The 20,513-nt window shown below is 46.4% G+C and carries 15 protein-coding genes; all 15 read left to right on the top strand.

Annotated features, from left to right (window positions below; genetic code table 11):
- Positions 1-166: 166 nt before the first annotated feature.
- Positions 167-1,840: a LytS/YhcK type 5TM receptor domain-containing protein gene (locus AAHF22_RS19240; RefSeq protein WP_347326640.1), complete on the top strand. Its 1,674-nt coding sequence runs from the start codon at positions 167-169 to the stop codon at positions 1,838-1,840.
- Entirely contained in the window at positions 1,837-2,676 is an 840-nt protein-coding gene (locus tag AAHF22_RS19235) for a LytR/AlgR family response regulator transcription factor (protein ID WP_347326639.1), read from the top strand. The genes AAHF22_RS19240 and AAHF22_RS19235 overlap by 4 nt, the downstream gene beginning before the upstream one ends.
- Positions 2,677-2,812: 136 nt before the next feature.
- Positions 2,813-4,180: an L-lactate MFS transporter gene (locus tag AAHF22_RS19230; RefSeq protein ID WP_347326638.1), complete on the top strand. Its 1,368-nt coding sequence runs from the start codon at positions 2,813-2,815 to the stop codon at positions 4,178-4,180.
- Between the two features lie 614 nt (positions 4,181-4,794).
- Positions 4,795-5,412 (top strand): HEAT repeat domain-containing protein, encoded by a 618-nt coding sequence (locus tag AAHF22_RS19225; RefSeq protein WP_347326637.1) that lies wholly within the window; start codon positions 4,795-4,797, stop codon positions 5,410-5,412.
- A 258-nt stretch (positions 5,413-5,670) separates the two neighbouring features.
- Positions 5,671-6,693, top strand: coding sequence for a serine/threonine protein kinase (locus tag AAHF22_RS19220; protein ID WP_347326636.1), 1,023 nt, complete (start codon positions 5,671-5,673; stop codon positions 6,691-6,693).
- A gap of 856 nt (positions 6,694-7,549) precedes the next feature.
- Positions 7,550-9,745: a transcriptional regulator gene (locus AAHF22_RS19215; RefSeq protein WP_347326635.1), complete on the top strand. Its 2,196-nt coding sequence runs from the start codon at positions 7,550-7,552 to the stop codon at positions 9,743-9,745.
- Positions 9,746-10,126: 381 nt separating this feature from the next.
- Positions 10,127-10,552, top strand: a complete 426-nt coding sequence (locus tag AAHF22_RS19210) for a membrane-associated protease 1 (RefSeq protein WP_347326634.1) — start codon at positions 10,127-10,129, stop codon at positions 10,550-10,552.
- 72 nt (positions 10,553-10,624) lie between these two features.
- The gene (locus tag AAHF22_RS19205) at positions 10,625-11,071 is read left to right on the top strand and encodes a J domain-containing protein (RefSeq protein WP_347326633.1); all 447 of its coding nucleotides are present in this window, start codon (positions 10,625-10,627) and stop codon (positions 11,069-11,071) included.
- A 31-nt stretch (positions 11,072-11,102) separates the two neighbouring features.
- Positions 11,103-11,639: an FHA domain-containing protein gene (locus tag AAHF22_RS19200; protein ID WP_347326632.1), complete on the top strand. Its 537-nt coding sequence runs from the start codon at positions 11,103-11,105 to the stop codon at positions 11,637-11,639.
- An 18-nt stretch (positions 11,640-11,657) separates the two neighbouring features.
- Complete coding sequence (locus AAHF22_RS19195; RefSeq protein ID WP_347326631.1) at positions 11,658-12,194, top strand: FHA domain-containing protein; 537 nt, start codon at positions 11,658-11,660, stop codon at positions 12,192-12,194.
- 12 nt (positions 12,195-12,206) lie between these two features.
- Positions 12,207-13,091, top strand: a complete 885-nt coding sequence (locus tag AAHF22_RS19190) for a PP2C family protein-serine/threonine phosphatase (protein ID WP_347326630.1) — start codon at positions 12,207-12,209, stop codon at positions 13,089-13,091.
- Positions 13,092-13,094: 3 nt separating this feature from the next.
- A complete protein-coding gene (locus AAHF22_RS19185; protein ID WP_347326629.1) occupies positions 13,095-14,849 on the top strand; it encodes a serine/threonine protein phosphatase in 1,755 nt (584 codons plus the stop codon).
- Between the two features lie 798 nt (positions 14,850-15,647).
- Positions 15,648-16,988, top strand: a complete 1,341-nt coding sequence (locus AAHF22_RS19180; RefSeq protein WP_347326628.1) for a hypothetical protein — start codon at positions 15,648-15,650, stop codon at positions 16,986-16,988.
- Positions 16,985-17,674 carry an iron-dependent peroxidase gene (locus AAHF22_RS19175; protein ID WP_347326627.1) on the top strand — a complete coding sequence of 230 codons (690 nt, stop codon included), beginning with the start codon at positions 16,985-16,987 and terminating at the stop codon, positions 17,672-17,674. The genes AAHF22_RS19180 and AAHF22_RS19175 overlap by 4 nt, the downstream gene beginning before the upstream one ends.
- A 77-nt stretch (positions 17,675-17,751) precedes the next feature.
- Positions 17,752-20,439 carry a molecular chaperone gene (locus AAHF22_RS19170; RefSeq protein ID WP_347326626.1) on the top strand — a complete coding sequence of 896 codons (2,688 nt, stop codon included), beginning with the start codon at positions 17,752-17,754 and terminating at the stop codon, positions 20,437-20,439.
- Positions 20,440-20,513 lie beyond the last annotated feature (74 nt).

Here is a 20,513-nt window from a genome sequence, read left to right as displayed (position 1 = left end):
GGAGCATAAAAAGCATACTTTTGTTACGGCTGTTCACACGATAGTCACGTCTAGTTGAATTGCGATCCCTGTTTTATTGAATTTGGGCATGATTATAACTTTCGGTTTGTTTATAATAGAGAGATGTACGTTGGAATAAGACTGAGGCTGCTGGAGGAGTATGAATGTGACTAGCTATGTAACACCGATTATTTTATTACAGCTGTTGGAACGTGCGGCATTGCTGCTAATTTGTTTATTTTTACTCAGCAAGCTTCCGCATTTTCGGCAGATTTTTCAGAAGGAAGTATTGGATACGAAAGATCGTATTATATTGTCGGTCATTTTTAGTGGCTTTGCCATTTTGGGCACCTATACAGGGATTAATGTGGAAGGCTCGCTTGTGAATGTGCGGATTATCGCCATTGTATCGGGCGGGATTTTGTTTGGTTGGCCGGTCGGCTTGATTACAGGTATCGTGTCAGGCGCGCATCGCTATCTGATCGATATTGGCGGTGTCACCTCGGTACCGTGCCTGATTACGAGTATTACAGCCGGGATCGTATCCGGCTATATTCACAACCGGGTGAGCAGCCGTCGGCGCTGGATCGTCGGTATCGCTGCTGGTATGGTGTGCGAAGCGCTTACGATGGTGCTTATTTTGCTTATGTCGCATCCGTATGCGCTAGGAAAAGAGATTGTATCGATCATTGGGATGCCGATGATTCTAGGACAGGTCGGCGTTGGCTTGATCGTACTATTTGTGCAGGGCGTAGAAGGAGAACGGGAAAATATCGCTGCACGCCAGGCGAAACTGGCGCTCGATATTGCGAATAAGACATTGCCTTATTTTCGCTCCATTAACAGCGATTCATTACGCAAAATATGTACCATTATCCGTCAGGACATTCAAGCCGATGCGGTAGCGATTACCGATAAGCGCTATATTCTCGCTTATGTCGGACTGGGTGAGGAACGTTACAATATCGGTCATGAAATTATTACCGATGCGACCAAGCAGGCGATTTCGAGCGGCGAAATTGTATTGATTAATGATGATGCAGAAGGCAAGGTTCCGAATATTCAATCATTGATCATCATCCCGCTGCAAGAAAAAGGCATCGTCACCGGTACGCTCAAAATTTACTATCGTAACGCTCACAAAATCACCTATTCCTTACAAACGCTAGCTGTCGGTCTATCACAAATTATCTCAACATTAATGGAAGTATCGCGCATTGAGCAGATGAAAGAAATGGCGAACAAAGCCGAGATCAAAGCGCTACAAACGAGCATTAATCCCCATTTTTTATTTAATGCTTTAAACGCAATTGCGTCATCCATTCGGATGAATCCAGACAATGCGCGCGAGATGATTATCAACCTATCCGGTTATTTACGTCACAGTCTGGAGTGGAGCGATGAACTGATCGATATTAACAAAGAGCTAGGTCAGGTCGTAAATTATGTCGAGATTGAAAAAGCGCGCTTTGGCAACAAATTGAATGTGATTTACGATATCGACGAAGTCGAGGTGAACATGCCGAGCCTGATCATCCAGCCGCTCGTTGAAAATGCGATTGTACATGGCATTTTAAAAGGGCGCGGTTCCGGTACCGTCACACTGGCAGTGAAGGATCGAATCGATGCGGTAGAAATCAGTATCGAAGATACCGGAATGGGCATCGATCCAGACGTGATTCACAAAGTGTATGCTGGCAGTATGCCAGAAAATCGAATCGGTCTATCCAATGTGCATCAGCGCGTAAAGCTGATTTATGGAGAAGGACTACAGATTGAAAGACTGGACAAGGGAACACGAATCCGGTTCCACATTAAAAAGGAGCGTTCGGCATCATGAAAGCGATCGTGGTAGAAGATGAATTTCTGGCGAGACAGGAGTTAGAATACTATATTCAAACGTATAGTGATATCGAAATAACAGGCAGCTTCGAAGATGGGCTGGATGTGCTCCGTTATGTGCAGGATCATGAGATTGATGCGATCTTTCTCGATATTAATATTCCTTCACTGGATGGGGTGTTGCTGGCGCACAATATTAGCAAGTTTTCCCGCAAGCCGTATATTATTTTTATAACCGCCTACAAGGAACATGCAGCAGAAGCGTTCGAGATTGAAGCATTCGACTATATACTGAAGCCCTACAGCGAATCACGTATCACTTCCATGCTGCATAAGCTGGAGGCCACCTATGCACGTGATCATGCCCAGTCTGATCGTGTCGTTTCGTCATCGGTAACTGCTGCGGCAGCAGCGAAAGTTGCTTTGCCACAGGAGGAGCATCATTCGGTAGGCAGTAGCCGTGCTTTTGTCCGTCCATCCGCAGGCATGCCTACACCAGCGCTACAGGGCAAACTGAGTCTGTGGAAAAACGACAATATTCATGTTGTTTCCGTAGATGATGTCTATTATGCTTCGGCAAGTGAAAAGGTAACCGAAGTGTTCACACGGCGAGATCGTTATACTGTACATGCGAGCATTACAGATTTTCAGGCGTTGTTGCCGGATGATTATTTTTTCCGTTGCCATCGTTCTTATATTGTCAATGTGAGCAAAATTCGTGAGATCGTTCCGTGGTTTAACAGCACGTATTTGCTGCGCTTACATGATCTGAATGATGAAGTGCCGGTCAGTCGCAGTAAAGTGAAAGAATTTCGGCAACTCATGCACATATAAATGCATTTCATTCCGACATAAAGCATCTCATTCCATTTCCGTTATGCTGCAAAGACGACGAGGGTATACTAGGTCCATAGAGAATTCTCCTCAAATCCATTACACATTGCAGTTATGACGGAAAGGAACGTCCATTATGAAAACATTATCTGCTCACACATCCACCACACGTTCGGGAGCGGAGGCACCTGCGGTTAATCGCTGGCTGATCGTTCTCGGCACGATTATTGTACAGATGGGACTGGGAACGATTTATACATGGAGCCTGTTTAACCAGCCGCTCGTTGATAAATTTGGCTGGCAGCTTAGCTCGGTAGCGATTACTTTCTCCATTACAAGCTTTGCGCTCGCTTTTGCAACGTTATTTTCGGGAAAATTACAGGAAAAATGGGGCATTCGTCGCCTGATTGGGACAGCCGGTATCGTGCTTGGACTCGGCTTGATGATGAGTTCACAAGTATCTTCACTGCCGCTTCTGTATTTGCTCGCAGGCGTCGTCGTCGGTTTTGCCGATGGTACAGCATATATGACATCGCTGTCTAACCTGATCAAATGGTTTCCAGAGCGTAAAGGTCTGATCTCCGGTATTTCGGTTGGTGCGTATGGTACAGGCAGTCTGCTGTTCAAATATATTAATGGCTCGCTGATCGGTTCGGTTGGCGTATCGATGGCATTTCTATACTGGGGTGTGATCGTGTTGCTGATGATCGTGGTTGGTTCACGGTTGATCAAGGAAGCTGTCGTAAGTGAAGCGCCAGCAATGAACACGGCTAAAGTAAATACATCCGCTACGGAAGCAGCACTTAACGGCACGGATCAGCCAGCACGAAATGGTGCAGCACCGACGACCGCTGCTATAGTCCATAACTATACCGTTAAACAAATGCTCAAAACAAAACAAGCGTATCTGCTGTTCATTATGTTCTTCACCGCTTGTATGAGCGGTCTGTATTTAATCGGTATCGTCAAAGATATCGGTGTCCAGCTGGCAGGGCTTGATCTAGCCACAGCAGCGAATGCCGTAGCGATGATCGCGATTTTCAACACGGTTGGTCGTATCATTCTGGGTGCGCTATCGGATAAAGTGGGACGACTCAAAGTGTTATGCGGTACATTCCTGGTCACTGCGATCGCAGTAGCAGTATTAAGCTTTGTGCCATTAACATTTGGTATCTTCTTTGCAGCTGTAGCAGCGATTGCGTTTTGCTTTGGCGGTAATATTACCGTATTCCCAGCCATTGTGAGTGATTTCTTCGGTCTGAAAAATCATGGTAAAAACTATGGCGTGATCTATCAAGGTTTTGGTATCGGTGCACTGGCTGGTGCATTCATCGCTGCCTGGATGGGCGGCTTCAAGCCAACCTTTATCGTGATTGGTATTTTATGTCTGATCTCGTTCTTGATTGCGATGATGATCAAACCGCCAGTCTATGGCGAGCGTGAACAACAGGCCAATGAAGCTACACCTGCAAAATGGAAAGCGAATCCGCATACGGTACGTTAATGATAGGCTGAACTTTCCGTCATACTGCCAATGTGACTGTGTACTATAAATGGATGACTAGTATAGAAATTACATGAAGAATGTTAAAAGAATAGCCAGAACCATAGTAAAAGAAATGATCAAAGAAAATGTAAACTTACAAAATCTAAAATCCCTGTCCATGATCATGATGGCAGGGATTTTGTTTGAAATGGCTCTTTTTATACCGATCGGTGCGTAGTGTTATAACGATTATTCAGTCGACGCACATGTATATTTTTCAACGACCGCTCCACTATCTTTAATCGCTAAACGCTCGTTCAATGATCCAGTAAGTCCGAAATCACCGTGCTATATTCAAAACTACCATGCTATAGCACCATATATTATTGAAACCAGTAGCTTTAACTTTCTAATATGCTGGCATATACGGGCATAGGAAAGGTATAATGGAAAAGAATATTAAATTACAAATATTGGTTATTTAGCAATGGATTATCCTTCTGTTTATACCGGTCATTAATGCCGAACGATGCAGAGGAGATTGCTAATCATCGATAGTTTTATGCAGATGCCGGAGCGTTCAGACTATGCATGTACACCGATTCCACGCCAGTGAAGGAGGAGCACGCCGTATGAACCAGAATCAGAACCAGATTCGATTATGTACACGTCGACAATGGACAGCACAACATATCGTGGATCGATTATCGAGTGAAGAAAGTCTCTCGATAGTGCCTGTGCACGATCAGCAAAAGGGGCAGGAAGTAGACGAGTATTATTCGTTTGTGATGAACGACGGACTAACGATGATCTATGTGGTCGTTGATCGTGCCACCAGTTTACCTTATATCGTATTACATGGGCCTTTATCTGCACAGAGTGCCTGGCTGCTCAATATGCTCCGTGTGACAGAAGATATTGGAACGATTCAACAGTATTGCCGTGAAGCCGAACATGCAGAGGACAAAATTGATGCGATTTGCCGCCTCGGTATTGCGGCTTATTTTGATGAAGCTCAGCCGGAGATCGTGGATACATTCAAACAGTATATGCGTGATGGGGATGCACGGGTGCGTCAGTCGGCGATTTTTGCGACCAGCTTTATCGGTTGGCCGGAGTTTGAACCGTTGTTACAGATCGCGATGGAGCGTGACCCGGATACACGTGTGTCCGCTATCGCTGAAAGTGCAATTCGTATTATGCGCGAGAGTGACTGGGGCGATACACCATCCTCGCAAACTCGTTCATAATTAACGTTTTCTTTTTGAAAAGGATGGGAATTCCGCATATTTGCGATGCAAACTACAATTATTTTCATAAATAGTTGTAGTTTGTATCAAATGCAATTACAAGTGTTTCATTTTATGCTAGAATGGCTGTAACAACGGCTGTACCTATCTTTGTAAGCCACCGGCAATTTTGCCGACCGCTTCTTACATGTATAGCCCTATATTTTTGCCGGTCCGCAGTACCCAATGCTGTAAACCGCGATAAGTGAGGTGGAAATGATGAGCAAACCGGTGAACAGGCAGACCCTTCCCCGCAACGAGAAACTTGCCAGTACATATCAGATCCGCCGGACGTTATCGGTCAGCGAGCTGTCGATCATTTATGTGGCAAGACATATGGAGCATGGAACATTGCATGTGATTAAAGAGTTTTTCCCGTCCGCACTTGCAAGACGTAGTCGAGATCGATGTACCGTGGAATGCAATGGCAGTCATTTGCAATCTAAATTTGCTGATATGATGCAGACCTTCCGACAGGAAGGAGAAATATTGAGCAAGGTGAATCATCCGGGCATCGTTCGCTATGAATCGGAATTTGAGCAGCATGGTACGGCATATCTGGTGTTGCAATATTATCGGGGCATGACATTAGATCATTATGTTCGTGAGCATCCGCATGAACTGGATGCCGGATTTTTGAAACGACGTTTGTTTCCAATTATCGATGCGCTTCAATACATACATCATCTTGGTTACATTCATCGCGATGTGAAGCCAAGCAATATTATGTTAACAGAAGACGGACGAACATTACTGCTAGATTTTGGGTCGGCGGTGCGATATGAGCAACGAACGCATCCTATTTTGACGACAGCCGGGTATTCGCCGATTGAATTTTATTCCGGTCGTTCTGTGCAAGGACCGGTTTCAGATATTTACAGTCTGGCGGCAACGTTTTACTTCTGTTGTCGTGGTCAGGCACCGGTCGACGTACCCAAACGTCTGTTTAACGATACATTGGAGAAGCTGGGTACGAATGGAGTCGCTTCGCCTATTATGGCACGAGTCATTCACTGGGGGCTGGCGGTGTCGGCAGATAAGCGCTGTGCTTCATTAAAATGGTTCAAAATTGCGATGCAGGCTGAACGTTTCTGGAAGCGGAATTTGGTACTCACGCGCAAAAGAAAAAGACAGCGAGCAAGCTCTGCTGTACAACTACTGCAAGATGAGATCGGCCCATCCAGCGAAACGGCTAACGGGAAGCAAAGCGAATCGGAAGCAGCACAATATTCATTAAAATGAATAGGCCTGACATAGTTTCAAGCTCTACCTGCCAATCAAGCTTCAGATGCTAAATAAGTTTCACATGCTAAATAAGCTTCACATGCTAAATAAGCTTCACATGCAAAAACCACATCATCTTGATGTGGTTTTTTTGTCGATCCATCCAAACTGGATTCCGCTCAAGCGATGATCTGCTTCAGTTACAGACATGCGCAATCATGTACATGCGACGACATTTGGTCTCTTGTTTATGTAAAAAATTGTTGATTACTGACATGGAAAAATGGACATAAGCAGTGACTTATCTAAAAATAGAACTATTTTTAACAGGGTATAGAGTGGACATAAAAATAGTCCAAAAGTTTCGGTGAAATTTTGTAAGAAAGTAATGAGATAAAAGTAAACGAAGTTGATACCTAAAAATAATTTATTTAATTTTATAAATCGACGCGTGGCAGAAAGCTTTAGCGCCTTAATGAACTACATAATCATCCAAATTAAAACACGAACATACTTTCCCAATTTAGGTCTATAGTCTGTTTAAGAAGATATGACAATAATTTTACATTTTCAGGTTGAAAATTTGAGAATTAGAACTATTATTACAGAATTTCGGTATAAATAGGACAAAACAGGACTAAATTGAAACGCTTCGACAAGAGTTCGCAACATTTCCTAGTGCTCGTTTCCTATAAAAAAGACGAAATTCAAAAAATTGACAAGTAACCCTGTCCATATTGTATGATGTGTTTTGTAACTCGGAGGTAAGCAAACGCAAACGATAGCAAATGATAATAAAGCTGCACATACAGCAAGTTATCCGTAATGTACACATTTAATTTTGCAACTCCGTGTATGACCGTTTATACATAGCATGCAGGTGAGAAGGGGAGGAATAGCGGTGGATATTATTAACCAGACCAACCGTACGATGCTCTTTGAGGAGATTAACCCGGAAAAGCTTGATTTAATCACACTCGTAGGAGACGTTCGCGGAATCGACAGTTTAAGTGATGATAAAATTAGGGAAATTAATCAGCATCTATTAGTGCGTAGCTTTGATGAATTTTTGAATCGTTTCACCCCGACTGTATATTCGTTTTTTAATGCGGCGAATCAAAAGGTCGTGTACACATTGAAAAAACCGGAAGGCATTGCCGATGATTGCATTTCTGAGATTCGGATCGATCAAAATAATGATTTTCTGAAAATGCTATTTACGCTCATCGATACGAAACGCAGTCAGGGGATTACGAATGTAGATTTCAAATTCGAAAATCTACTCGATATGATCTCACCGAAAAAGGTAATGGATGACATTCGTCAGGTGCGTAAAGAAATTCATTACATGTACGGTCAGTATGATGGATTGGACGAAGGCGATCCTAAGAAGCTAGAAATGGGCGATAAGCTCAATCAAATGTTCGAGGAAGCGAGCCTGAACTACAATAACGTGATGGCGATGTTGCCGCTAGCGATTGAAGACATCAAAACACGCCTGCTGCTAGGCGGTTCACAGGATGATCAGCAAGCAGAGGAGTTCCGCATCGGTATGCTGAAGATTGGCGATGGCGGTGAACTGCAAATCGTAGAAGCACCGAAAGCAGATACGACGGAGCTGATGCTCCTGGACGACAATAGCACGAACGAACTGATTGCTGTGTTTGAAGAAGATTATGAAAGTGTGAGCGAGACACCATCGATGTATGTGAAAGATCTGGTCGTGCGTACATTCTGTCCGCTGCCTGCGGTCAACACAGAAGTTGACACCGAGCTGGAAGTGCAAAATTACAATACGTATCTGGAATTTTACAAAACCGCAAAGGATGAATTTGTAAAAGCGGTCAAGCCACTGGTAGAGAAACTGCTCGGTGTGAAAATGTTCTTCGACCAGTATGCCACAAAAAATCGCGGGATGGCACCAACGCTGCTCGTTACGAACACCAAGCTGGATCTGCTGGTGAAAAGTACCCATGCGCCGCGTCTGGAAACGTATTTGAATACTGTTAACTCTAAAAATGATTTTACCGATACGGTCTGGTTTGGCATTGTGCCGTCGATCGAGCTGGAAACATCCAACAATGTGCGTGTTAGCCGCGCTCGTTTCAAAGGCACCGAGAAATCGCTGCGTCAGGATGGCAATACGCTCGAATCGCTATCGATGCTATTGCAAATCGTTAAAAATTACAAAGTGCAGCTATTCTTTAACTTTGAATCCGGTGAAGAAACGACATTTAACCATGTCGCTACATCCGGCATCGACAACTTTATCGACAAATGCACACCGCTGCTGCGTCAGGATTACAGTGAATTTGCGATTCCGTGTCTGCCGAACTTTACGATCATTCCAAAAGACAAATCCGGTGTGATTATCGATAGTCGTATGATGCGTACCGAGTCGGGTGTTGAACTGTCACGTGAGAAAGAAGATATTTTGAAGCTGTGGATCGAGGGCGTTTATGTCGGTGCCGCTTATGTGGCTGCTGGTTTGACGGCGGCTTATCAGTGCCCGGAATATTTGAAAGAGCATTTCAAGCAGGTGCAGCGTGATGCACCAGGCGTGCGTTTCGATATCGAATCCGGCGATAACAGCCTGCGTTTCGTCACGACGATGGCGAAAGAAATTACCGGCTTTACGAATAGCATCAAAGATTCGATTAACCGCAAAAATTTCGGCTTTGTATTTTCGTCGGAAAATGCGCAGCTGCTCGGCAAAGACATTCGCCGTATTACCGTATACAAAGCAAGAAGTCTGGCAATGTCGGAAGATGGGTTCGATTCCATTTACAAAACGCTAGTTAGCACGTATGTAGAACGCATTTTGCGTTTCCAGACGAGCGATTTCAAATACGAAAATATCGTTAAGTTTTTTAGCAACAATCCAAGCAGTCAAAAAAGCCGCTGGCTCGGCGCCAAAGGTTCGGTCAATTCGATCGTACAAGATGGCGACGATCTCAACTACCTGATCGATGAAAAGAATAATCTGTGCAATATCGATCTGATGTTTAACGGCAATGTGAAAAATCTGGAAGTTACGATTACGAAAGCAACTAGCGCTGCTCGCGCGTAAAGCGGCAGCTGGTCTGGCACACAGCAGAAGGAAGTACCGGCAGGGAACGCCGCAACGTTAGGACGGATGATCGTCTGGCTTCCCTGCCACCTGCTGTACCCCGTTTCCTTTGAACCGATGGAAAAGGGAATGCCGACCGTACTGTACATAACTCATTATGATAAAAATGATGATAACAACGAGCTGACGACAAAAATAGAAAGAAAGCTGAACGTTCTAGTGCAATGGATAACAGTTGCCAGAACAGCCGCTACCTGAAGTGTAATCTCCCCGTCGTCACCGGGCTTTATGTACAGCGGCAAGGTATGTTGGGAACGGCTCCACAGGCTCTGTTCCTTTACATAAAAAATAAAAAAGTACTTATTCCAAGGAGGAACACAAATGGGTTTCACACTCAAAGTAGAAGGCGCAGAAACAATCGAGCTTGGTCTGGATAACATCCAAACAGTCGTATATGACACGGATACACCGGATGATTCCAACGCACGCTCTACCGATGTAGGTTCCACACTGCGGATCACTGGTAAAATTTTGACCGCTACCGATGGTGACAAAGCCGACGACACGATGAAGCTGGCAACCTGGTCACTCGTGCCTGCTGAAAAAGCAGACTGCTATCGTAAAGTGACACTGGAAGTCATTTCCGCTGATCAAGTCGTGCGCAAAATCTATTTCCCGAACGCCTTTGTTGTCGATTACAACGAGCGTTTTGGTGATGTAGAAGGCGTCGGTCAGTTCAGTCTATTTATCAAGCAAAAGAAAGACAAAACCGAGCTTGCCAAAATCGAGGGCGGTTATTCTAGCTAATAATCGGTACAAAGGAGCCGTGCAGCTGCGCGGCTCTATCCTCTACTCCAGTGCAAAGAAGGTGAGTCGCCCATGAGCAATTCGATCAGCAATTGGTATCACATACTCGGTATCACGCCACAGGCAGATGCCGCGCAAATTAAGCAGGCGTACCGCAAATTAGCTAAGCAATATCATCCTGATCGCAATCAGGGAAGTGCCGCAGCAGAACAGCGATTTAAGCAGATTCAGCAAGCCTATGAAACACTGGGTGATGAACAGAGTCGCAAGCGATATGATGAGTCACTACAAAGTAAGACTTCAGAATCGCGTCAGTCTAACACAACTACGGCTAGTCACGAACGTTCCGGTACAATGGCACGTCCCGACTTCGATCCGCGCAATGTACAGGCGCAGTTTGAACGCTTTTTTGGCTTTAACGCGAATGGACAGAAAAAAGAAGACACCGATCGCAAAACAAGCAAAAATCCACTGGACACGTCAACAATCTTTGACCGATATTTTGGGCCGCGTCCATGAAAATCCGTCTTGCAATGGAGGTTGTACATATATGAAATCCGAGAGAACTACAGCATTATGGAGTGTCGATATTGCTATTGCTCTCCTGTCGGTAGCGACACTGATCTACGTGTTTACGACGCCTTCGATTGTACTCCGAATACTTGTTGTACTGATGGTCATGACAGCGATCGGCTGGTTTATTTATGATCGCTGGGTCAAAGACAAGCATGAGGTAGCGGTCTATGAACCGATCCGCGAAATTATTCTCATTGATGAATTTGGCGAACGCATCAAAGGCTGGGATATTATCGGCGAAACGAGCATGTTAATCGGCAAAAATACGCGCCACAACCGGGTCGATATCGATCTGTCTGGCAGCGATTATGCGTCACTCGTCAGCAGCCAGCATGCTGTGTTGAATTGTGTGAATGGTCTCTGGTATGTGGAAGATGCCGATTCGAGCAACGGAACAGGCATTCGTCCGGCAACCGAGAACAAATCCAATAAAATCGAAATTGGGCGTCCTTATCCGATTGGACCAGGGGATGTTTTATATATTGCGAACACAAGATTGCTCGTAAATTGAGACTGGGAGATGACAACGATGAGTTTAACAAGATGCCCCAATGGCCATATGTTCAGCACAAGAAGACATGGTAGCACTTGCCCGTATTGCAACACCGTCGTCGCGATGGAAACCGGAACGGGTGGAGCGCGCCCAGCGATTCGCATTCACGAGGAAGAGGAGAAGACGATGCCTTATCTGGGCGAAACCGTCGGTATTCATCCGGTTACCGGTTGGCTCGTCTGTATTGAAGGTCCACAGCTCGGTCAAGATTACCGGATTATGGCGGAAAAGAATTTTATCGGACGTTCGGAAGAAATGCATATCCGTATTATTGGCGATAATGCCATCTCTCGTCGCAACCATGCGGTAATCGTATACGATCCGAAAAAGCGCAATTTCTACCTGCTTCCAGGTGACGCTTCCGGTCTCGCCTATCATAACAATGAAGCGGTATATTCGCCGGTAGAGCTGAATCCGTATGATGTGTTACAGCTCGGTCACAGTAAGTTTATTTTCATTCCGCTATGCGGCGCCCATTTTGAATGGGAAAATAACGCTCTCGTTGCTGAATAGGAGGGCTAGCTTATGAGTGCAATGGCAACACCTTATATTGTGTTTGTTTGTGCTTGCGCCATTCTGGCTGGATTACTGTGGCTGCGTCAGCGGCTGGTGCTACAAACGACAGGCATATCGCTCTATGTGAACGATACGGGCTTGCCGATGGATCGCGTGCAGATCGGTAACGGTCAGACGATAGGTACACGTCCAGAGCAGGATGATTATTTTGCCAGTCAGACGACATCGGTTGGAACATTAGCTGTACTCGCAGATGGGATCAGCGGTCTCGATCATGGCCGGATGGCTAGCACGCTGGCAGTGACTACGTTTATGCAAGATTATGAGCAGGTAAAAGAATATCGCCAGATTCCGGATTATATGGAGGAAGCGGCATTTGCCAGCAACCGTGAGATTGTGCAGCAACTTAAAGGTAATCACGGTGGTACGACACTGGCAGCAGTTGTCATTACCGGACGGCATCTGTACTGGGGCGCTGTGGGCGATAGCATCATTACGATCTTCCGCAACAGCAGCTTTATTCGGGTCAACTCGATGCACACATTCGGCGCAGCCGTTTTACAGCAAAAAGTACTGTCCGGTGAAATGACACGTCAGCAAGCAGATAGCAGTCCACAGCGTAAACAGCTGGTGAATTACCTCGGTTATGAAGGTTTTGATCATATGGAAATTTGCGATACGCCGTTTGTGCTGCGTCCGGGGGATAAAGTGCTGCTGTGCAGTGACGGCATTTATGATGCGCTGACCGAAGTGGAGCTGGAAGCGATTTTGAAGGCAGAACAGACGCCGCAGGATGCAGCGGATCGGATCATCGAAAGCATTCAACAAAAACAGCTGAAGCACCAGGATAATGCGACAGTGATCATTATGGAGCATGGCCTGAGCGGGAGGTAGTCAATGAGAAGAGAAAACAGTGATGTAAAGACAGCTTTCGTCTCGGAGGCAGGCTCTTTGCTCGATAATCGCGATTATTTTGCCTATACCGAACTGGATGATCGCGCCTGTTATGTGATCGCGGATGGGCTGGATGAAGATGACCAGCAGCGTAGCGCGGAGATGGCGGCGAAGATCATTTTAGAAAATTTTATGGAAAAGCCGAGTTTGTCACGCTGGCGTATTCGCCGCTGGCTTAAAGAAGCGCATGAAACGCTCAAATTTGAAAGCCGCCGCATGCGTTTGAAAGCAAGTCTACTGGTGATCGTGACCGACTATACGAAATATGTATGTGCATCCAGCGGTAATGCAAGATTGCTTCATCTGCGCAACGGTCGGTTGCTGGTGAAAAGTCATGATCAAAGTCTGGCACAGCTGATGGCAGATCGTGGCAAGCTGGCACCGGATAAAGTGTACCATCATGAGGAAAGCAGTAATCTGATGGAATATATCGGCAAACCGGAGCAATTCGGCATGTCTTTTATCCGCAAAACACGCATGATGGACGGCGATGTATTGCTGCTAACGACAGCAGGGCTGTGGAAAGGGCTAGATCAAACGGAGATTGCCGATGCGCTGTCCGAATCACAGGACCCGCAGACATTCGCCGACACGCTGGAAGATGTGCTGCTGAGCAAACAGGCGTATCACTATGACAACTATACCGCCGCAGCCCTTTACATAAACAAGGTATACCAGGATGACCCGAAAAAGAAAATGCGTATCATTCGCCGCATTCTGATTGCGGCACTTGTATTTTTGGTACTCGGTGGCGGCATATGGTGGGCGACGTATCGCAGCATCGAACGTAAAGCCGAAGCTGCTGCTAATCTGGTCGAATATCAACAGACAGGCGATCAATACACCCAGCAGGGCGATTATGAAAAAGCGCTTAAATCGTACAGTGAAGCGCGTAACGCTGCGATCAAAATTCGCGACCGCCTGCATAAAGCTACACTGAGCGACAAAATGAAGATCGCCCAATCGCTCGTCGACGGCGATGGCTATTTGAAGCAAAAAGAATACGATCAAGCAATCACCAGCTACAAAGCCGCCCGTCAGCAAGCCGAGAACTACCCGATCTTCAGCGAAGCCGATATCCAAAAGCGATTGGATCAGACTCAAGCGTTCGAAAGCGTCAACGAAACCGTACAGCAAGCCGATCTCAAATTCCAGTCCGGCGAATACAGTGCCGCCAAAAAGTTATACGAACAGGCGAATAAAGAGGCAACACAGGTCGCCTACACCGACGCGCAAAAGGACGTCACGACCAAATTGAACGACACGCAGGCGAAGCTGGACGAAATTCAACAGCAAACCCAGGAACTGCGTGCCGAAAAACAAGAAAAACGCGGCGACAAAGCACTTGACGCTGGCAACTACGAACTTGCCGTCACCGCTTATGATGATGCACAGGGCATTTATCAGGATATCGACAAACTTGAAAAAGTGCTGTCTATCGAACGCAAAATTAGCAAAGTCCAGGAACAACAGGACAAACGCGCCGAAGCCGCCATTGCCGCCCAAAACCAGGCAGCCCAGCAAAACGCCGCCATGAACAACATGCTACCACCAGCTACAAGTGCTAACGAAACAACCGGCACCCTAAACGGCACAGGCACAACCGCAACGAGCCAGGGTACAACCAAACCCGTTCCCGAGTCCCAATCAACCGACTCCCCCGGCATCACCGACAGCGGCGTAGCCAACGGCTCGTAAGAAAATAAAATGAACATAAAGTGAATAGTCACAGTCTCAGTCACAGTCTCAATCTCAGTCACAGTCTCAATCTCAGTCAAAAAAATCATCTTCCTATTGCTAAAACAACTGATTCAAACATCCAAAAACCAAAAAGTTCATCAAAACCATCTCTAAAACTAGAAAACGAGACAACATCTTCAAATCCAGACCTTCGTCCTTACATTGATCAAAACAGTCCCATTTCACATCAGAAAAGTCGCAGGTAAGCGTAAACCTAACCAAAAGAAGCTGTATCCAATAGCACGCAGAGTAGCTTTAGTACCAAACTCACTAAAATGAAAGCCACAAAAAATTTAGACCTGTTTCCATTAAACAATCAAAATAAACAACCAAAATAAACAATCGATAAACTCAAAATTTCGATCCAATATCCAACTCTCTAATCCGTAATCTTTAATCTGTAATCTTTAATAAATTCAAAAAAATCATCTTTCCAAAGCCCTTGACCGTGCCCTTAAAACTGCTGCCCCACCCCAAGCCTTTGGAAACTGAATATGGCGCATATGCATGGAGCGGAGGGAAGGGAATTGGGAAAAAGGACGATTTCTAGTGTTTGTGATCTTCAAACACGGGGTCCAATGAAAAGTGATTTTTGCGAAAGCAAAATATCTTACTGCTTTGGAGGTGCGAGAATCTACATTTTATCCTAATCCGTAGATTCTCGTACCTCCACTGAGACCGTTTCCCAATCCCTTCCCGGAGCGGTCCCCAGCATATCAGCGCCAACCCATGTCATTCCCAAAGGAGCACTCCTCAATGAAACGCCAGCTGCAATCCATCATGCATGACCGTATTCAACGCTTAACCCAACTGGATGATCGCCGACTGATGCGTCAACTCGTCAATGACTTTTTAATCGACATGGTTGACCATCAAGAGCAAATGCTAAACCGCCTGGAGCAGCGCGTTCTGGACGAAAGCCGCACCGTTAGCGATCAATACGATATTTATGGCACCGTCTGCCGACAGGAAGACTGGGATAGTGCACGCACATTTTTATATCCGGTACTACCGGAAGATGTGCAGCAGCAACATTTGAATATGCGTCAGTTGCTATCCGCTGGCACAGCAGAAGGCGCTGCTACGGTAACAGCTGAACAGCGTTTATGTCGATTGTTTCTGGAAATGGATACGACACAGGTGCAACGACTGGCGCGTAGCGGACGGATGTTCCGGGCGGTTGTCACGACCAATGTCGGTCAGTATGACGTTCATACGCTAGTACGCCCGGCTTACGATTATGCCGCGCAAGTGGAACATCTGTATGCTAGTTTCCAGTTAAGCGGATTGAGCTGGAAAACGGTCTACCATCCGTATTTGTATAAATTTGTCGATGTGTTATTGCAGCACTGGGAAGTGCAGCCGACGCCGGAAGAACAAATCGTATCGATTACGGTCGATATGGAAGAATTTCAATCGTATCAGCGTCCCGGCTGGATTCCCGTATGGAATGTACAGCAACTGCGGATCAAAAGTACAGGCTTCCCGATGCCTGCGCTGGATCGTATTCATTATGAACATCTGATCACGCTCCAACGTTACGGTACAGAACATGGATATGCAGTGGATGCGTCTGCTGAAGATATCCGGTATATCAAGCGTGGAGCACACGATATGACAATTGTATCGACAGAAGAACGATCCGGTTTCTGGCAGGTGCTACAAATTCATCGTCCGGATGAAGCGAGCGATGTGTACCGTCCCTATCCGCTACTACACAATGCGTATGCGGATCGGTTCGCCCATCATTATGGCGAGCGGCAATCCTTACCTATACGGACGCGCGGAGAACTGGAACGACTCGTGCATATGCTTGTTCATGCCCGCGGTGTAGAACTGGTCGATGTACAAACGGAAACAAGTTCGTCTGCATCGGCATCCCTATCGCCATCTAGCGAATCGCACGTGTTAGATTGGAATGAGTTTCTCGGTGATCATATTCGCCCGGATGCGCATCGTCCGCTGCTCACGCTCTCTTTTCGCCAGCAGCAAGCGCAGGCTTTGCCAGCTTTTTTGCAGCAGGATCAGCTTCAATATGTGATCGCTGAACTTCAGCGTCGCTTGCCTGAATATCGGTGCAAAGGGGTGTGGACATGAATTATATTTGGGATTTGCTCATACGTGCGCGGGAAAAAGGCATACCTGAATCGTCGATTACTTTTGTGCCTGCACAGCGTTATTCGCCGTATATGGAACTGAGTCTAAATGAATTGAATACGACTGAGATTGGGCAGCAGGTAGAGCTGAATCCGTATTATCGGTTTGAGACATTGTTCAAAAACTGGTTTCATCCCGATGTGCAAGAAGATGCAGAGCTGCGTGCGGTACTATTTGATATCGTAATCCACTTTCTCGCCCAGATGGATATGTATGAAGGGATGACCAGACGAGAGTACGAAATTCGCTTTTTGCTGCAAGATCTGGAACAGGGTGTATTGGGACCAGAAGTCGCGCAGCATCTGGCGCTACTGAATCGGGATGAACAGGAACAGCTGGGTGAGCAATTGCTGCGGCTACATGAAACAGGAGAGCCGATTGCGCTGCTCCGTCAGCTGCTCCGGCGCTGGTTTCCACGCTCGCTTATTTATGTCAATCGGGAGGAGCGACAGGAGATGCTCGTCTATATCGGTCAACCGGACCATGACAGAAATCGCGCCAGAGTGAATATACTGCTGTTGCTGTTTATACCGATTTGGTTTGATGTTCGGATGTACTGGGCGCATCATTTTGGGTTGGTCGGTACGGATGAGACGATGAAGATCGATAGTATTGCTCTGTATTGATCGTGCATCAAAAGGACAGAACATCATAATGTTGCTCAACAGGCAGGGATATACAGACAACGAAAGGATGATCGCACATGAACAAAACGTATTCTTACCGGCTGCATAATCATCCGCTGGAGCGTCAGAGCAGCAAAGGTCAAGCTCGCTTTACCCGGGACGAGTTGGAAGAAATGACGACTTTTGAACTGCGTAATATTTGTTATAAGGAGCGATTGGTTGAAGGCATCGCCGGTACGCTGGATCGGGAGGAATTGATTCGCACAATTCTTAAATTCCGCGGCATGCAGCATACGCTGCGTATCGAGCACCATCGCAAAGGTGGATTCCAACGCATCGTATCCGTATTGGGACGCTACTTGAATGCGCAAAAGCCGGATCACGGCAGCATTCGTGTACCTGCTCGCATCGTACTGTATCAGGGCATCCGACTTGGTTTGCTGGACAACTATATTATCGAAGCAGGTCCCGGTCTGGGCGAGAATGTGCTGCTCGTGAACGATAATGGTGAGCTATGCGGTATTTTGAATGTGAAAGGACAGGAAGACGATCCAAGCAAATATTTGCTAACCGCACCGAGTCACTGGGAATATCGCATGACAGCGAACCAGAATTATAGTCTGTATTTTACACGCAGACAGGATTCGGATTATTTGTACCATGCGTATTATAGCGATCGCCCGCTTATTCCTGCCAATTTGCATTATTATCGTGTACCGGTAGCAGAGCTGGAAATACGAATACCGGAGCCGACCGATACCGTGCTGGCGATCGATTTTGGTACGTCCAATACGACAGCAGGAGCTTATCTGGGCAGTGGTTATGGTTCAGCAGTACAGCAGGAAGAACATGGACTGCGTAATCAGGATCGACTGTTTGGACAAAATACCCCTTATCGTAAACGTAACGAGATCAACTATGTCGTGTTTCCGAATGTGACCGACAAGCAGGAGCAATGGCTGGAACTGCTGCCGACACTGGCTGCGGCAGCCGATTGTGCCGATGCCGACAATGTGCGGATGGTGTACGGCTATGATGCGCTGGCTTACATTCAGCGTAACGGACATAATAGCCGTGCAACCGTCTTTCGTGGCATGAAGCGCTGGGTGAACGATTACGAACGCACCGAAGAACTGATGGATGCGGCAGGCAATACGGCGTATTTGAGTCGCGGCGATATTTTAAAAGGATACATGTCCTATGTAGTAGAAACCGCAGAGCAGCAATTCAAATGCCGCTTTACCCATCTGCATATTTCCAGTCCGGTCAAACTAAAAACCCAGTTTCTCGATATGTTCACCCGTCTGCTGCCAGAATATACGATTGAAACCGAAGATGCGCTTGATGAAGGCATGTCTGTGCTCTACAACACGATTGCTGATCAGATCGATAAAGGAACGTATGTGGACGGTGAGGAATATCAGGCACTGGTCATTGACTGCGGCGGCGGTACGACCGATCTTAGCTCATGTCGATTCAGTATCCATGAAGGCCGCATTTCATATGGTCTGGACATTCACACCAGTTATGAAAATGGCGATACAAACTTCGGCGGCAACAATATTACATATCGCATTATGCAGTGGATGAAGATCGTCTTTGCCGAATGGTATAGCGGTCAGCAGCGCCGAATCGATATGGATGCACTGATTGATATTCCGGGTGCAGAGCTATTCCGATATGTGGACGAATACGGCATTCGCGCTGTATATGAGGGCATGGAAGCACGCTATCTGGAAGCGGAAAAGATCATTCCGACCAAATATCGCGATTATGAACAGCGCAGCCGTGATGAGTATCAGCGTGTGCGCGGTAACTTTTACTTTCTATGGGCGATGGCGGATCAGATGAAGCAGGAGTTTTTTCGCAAAACGGGCATTTTACGCAGTCGTTTTCACGATGATAGCGAGATGACGATGGACAGCGATATTAAAACTACGCGCGTTGATCGCTGGTTTCTATCGGTAGCGGAGTCCGACGGACGATTGCGCAATGAGTATCGTCCGCCAGATGTCGTATTCAATATCCGTGAGATTAATCAGCTGATCAAAGCAGATATTTATGAGATTGTACGCAAGTTTTTGGATGAATTTTATCAGGATGGACGATTGCAGGATTTCTCGATTATTAAATTGACCGGACAATCGTGCCGAATCGATGTGTTCCGTGAAGCGCTAAAGGAATTTGTACCGGGACGCAGCATCGAATTTCGCCAGAAAACGAAGGAAAACAGTCAGGTTCCCGATCTGAAACTTGCCTGCCTGCGCGGTGCGATTCGCTATTTAAACGCGAAGAAGATTGGAATGATCAAGCCTGTCCTGACAAACGAAATACCGGCGATTCCGTATTCGGTCACCGCCTCTACCCATACACGTCAGGAGATGACATTGATTCGCAGTTTGGAGCGCGGACGTACATTTGGCAATGTGTCCAGACCACAGCATACGACCGAAATTGAATTTCTCGTGTGGGCAGACGATGGCAGCTTACGTCACCGCTATGTGCATAAAGGCTGGGCAGACAGCTTCCGTCCGGTCATATATGAGCAAATCGAAGCGCTGTATGGCGCGTACATCATTCAGGATGAGACAGACAGTATTAGCAATGGAGAAACGAAGTTTTTTGTATTTGCTGGTGAACAGCGCTGGGGCTTTCATGTCGTGCCGGTGATGCGCGATAACGAGCAGCTTTATGTGGCGGATCGTCAATTTTTCGCTTTTGAAAACGATCTGTCAGAGCTGGATTTCTTTGACGGTACGAAGTAATAGTGACCGGGTCTAGCTGGGGCGTGTACGCAAACTATTTTTGCTGGTGCAGATACGACTCCTACTTACACGTA

The sequence above is a fragment of the Paenibacillus wenxiniae genome (genome assembly GCF_039822605.1).
GTDB classification, from domain to species: domain Bacteria; phylum Bacillota; class Bacilli; order Paenibacillales; family Paenibacillaceae; genus Saccharibacillus; species Saccharibacillus wenxiniae.
Note: the sequence above shows the minus strand (reverse complement) of the source record. Positions and strands in the feature narration are given on the sequence as shown.

What these genes read in the sequence shown, in the direction of transcription:
- AAHF22_RS19180 (WP_347326628.1), top strand. Translation starts at nt 15,648, where the DNA reads ATGAAACGCCAGCTGCAATCCATCATGCATGACCGTATTCAACGCTTA.
- AAHF22_RS19170 (WP_347326626.1), top strand. Translation starts at nt 17,752, where the DNA reads ATGAACAAAACGTATTCTTACCGGCTGCATAATCATCCGCTGGAGCGT.
- AAHF22_RS19175 (WP_347326627.1), top strand. Translation starts at nt 16,985, where the DNA reads ATGAATTATATTTGGGATTTGCTCATACGTGCGCGGGAAAAAGGCATA.
- AAHF22_RS19235 (WP_347326639.1), top strand. Translation starts at nt 1,837, where the DNA reads ATGAAAGCGATCGTGGTAGAAGATGAATTTCTGGCGAGACAGGAGTTA.
- AAHF22_RS19215 (WP_347326635.1), top strand. Translation starts at nt 7,550, where the DNA reads ATGCAGGTGAGAAGGGGAGGAATAGCGGTGGATATTATTAACCAGACC.
- AAHF22_RS19195 (WP_347326631.1), top strand. Translation starts at nt 11,658, where the DNA reads ATGAGTTTAACAAGATGCCCCAATGGCCATATGTTCAGCACAAGAAGA.
- AAHF22_RS19190 (WP_347326630.1), top strand. Translation starts at nt 12,207, where the DNA reads ATGAGTGCAATGGCAACACCTTATATTGTGTTTGTTTGTGCTTGCGCC.
- AAHF22_RS19225 (WP_347326637.1), top strand. Translation starts at nt 4,795, where the DNA reads ATGAACCAGAATCAGAACCAGATTCGATTATGTACACGTCGACAATGG.
- AAHF22_RS19220 (WP_347326636.1), top strand. Translation starts at nt 5,671, where the DNA reads ATGAGCAAACCGGTGAACAGGCAGACCCTTCCCCGCAACGAGAAACTT.
- AAHF22_RS19210 (WP_347326634.1), top strand. Translation starts at nt 10,127, where the DNA reads ATGGGTTTCACACTCAAAGTAGAAGGCGCAGAAACAATCGAGCTTGGT.
- AAHF22_RS19205 (WP_347326633.1), top strand. Translation starts at nt 10,625, where the DNA reads ATGAGCAATTCGATCAGCAATTGGTATCACATACTCGGTATCACGCCA.
- AAHF22_RS19200 (WP_347326632.1), top strand. Translation starts at nt 11,103, where the DNA reads ATGAAATCCGAGAGAACTACAGCATTATGGAGTGTCGATATTGCTATT.
- AAHF22_RS19185 (WP_347326629.1), top strand. Translation starts at nt 13,095, where the DNA reads ATGAGAAGAGAAAACAGTGATGTAAAGACAGCTTTCGTCTCGGAGGCA.
- AAHF22_RS19230 (WP_347326638.1), top strand. Translation starts at nt 2,813, where the DNA reads ATGAAAACATTATCTGCTCACACATCCACCACACGTTCGGGAGCGGAG.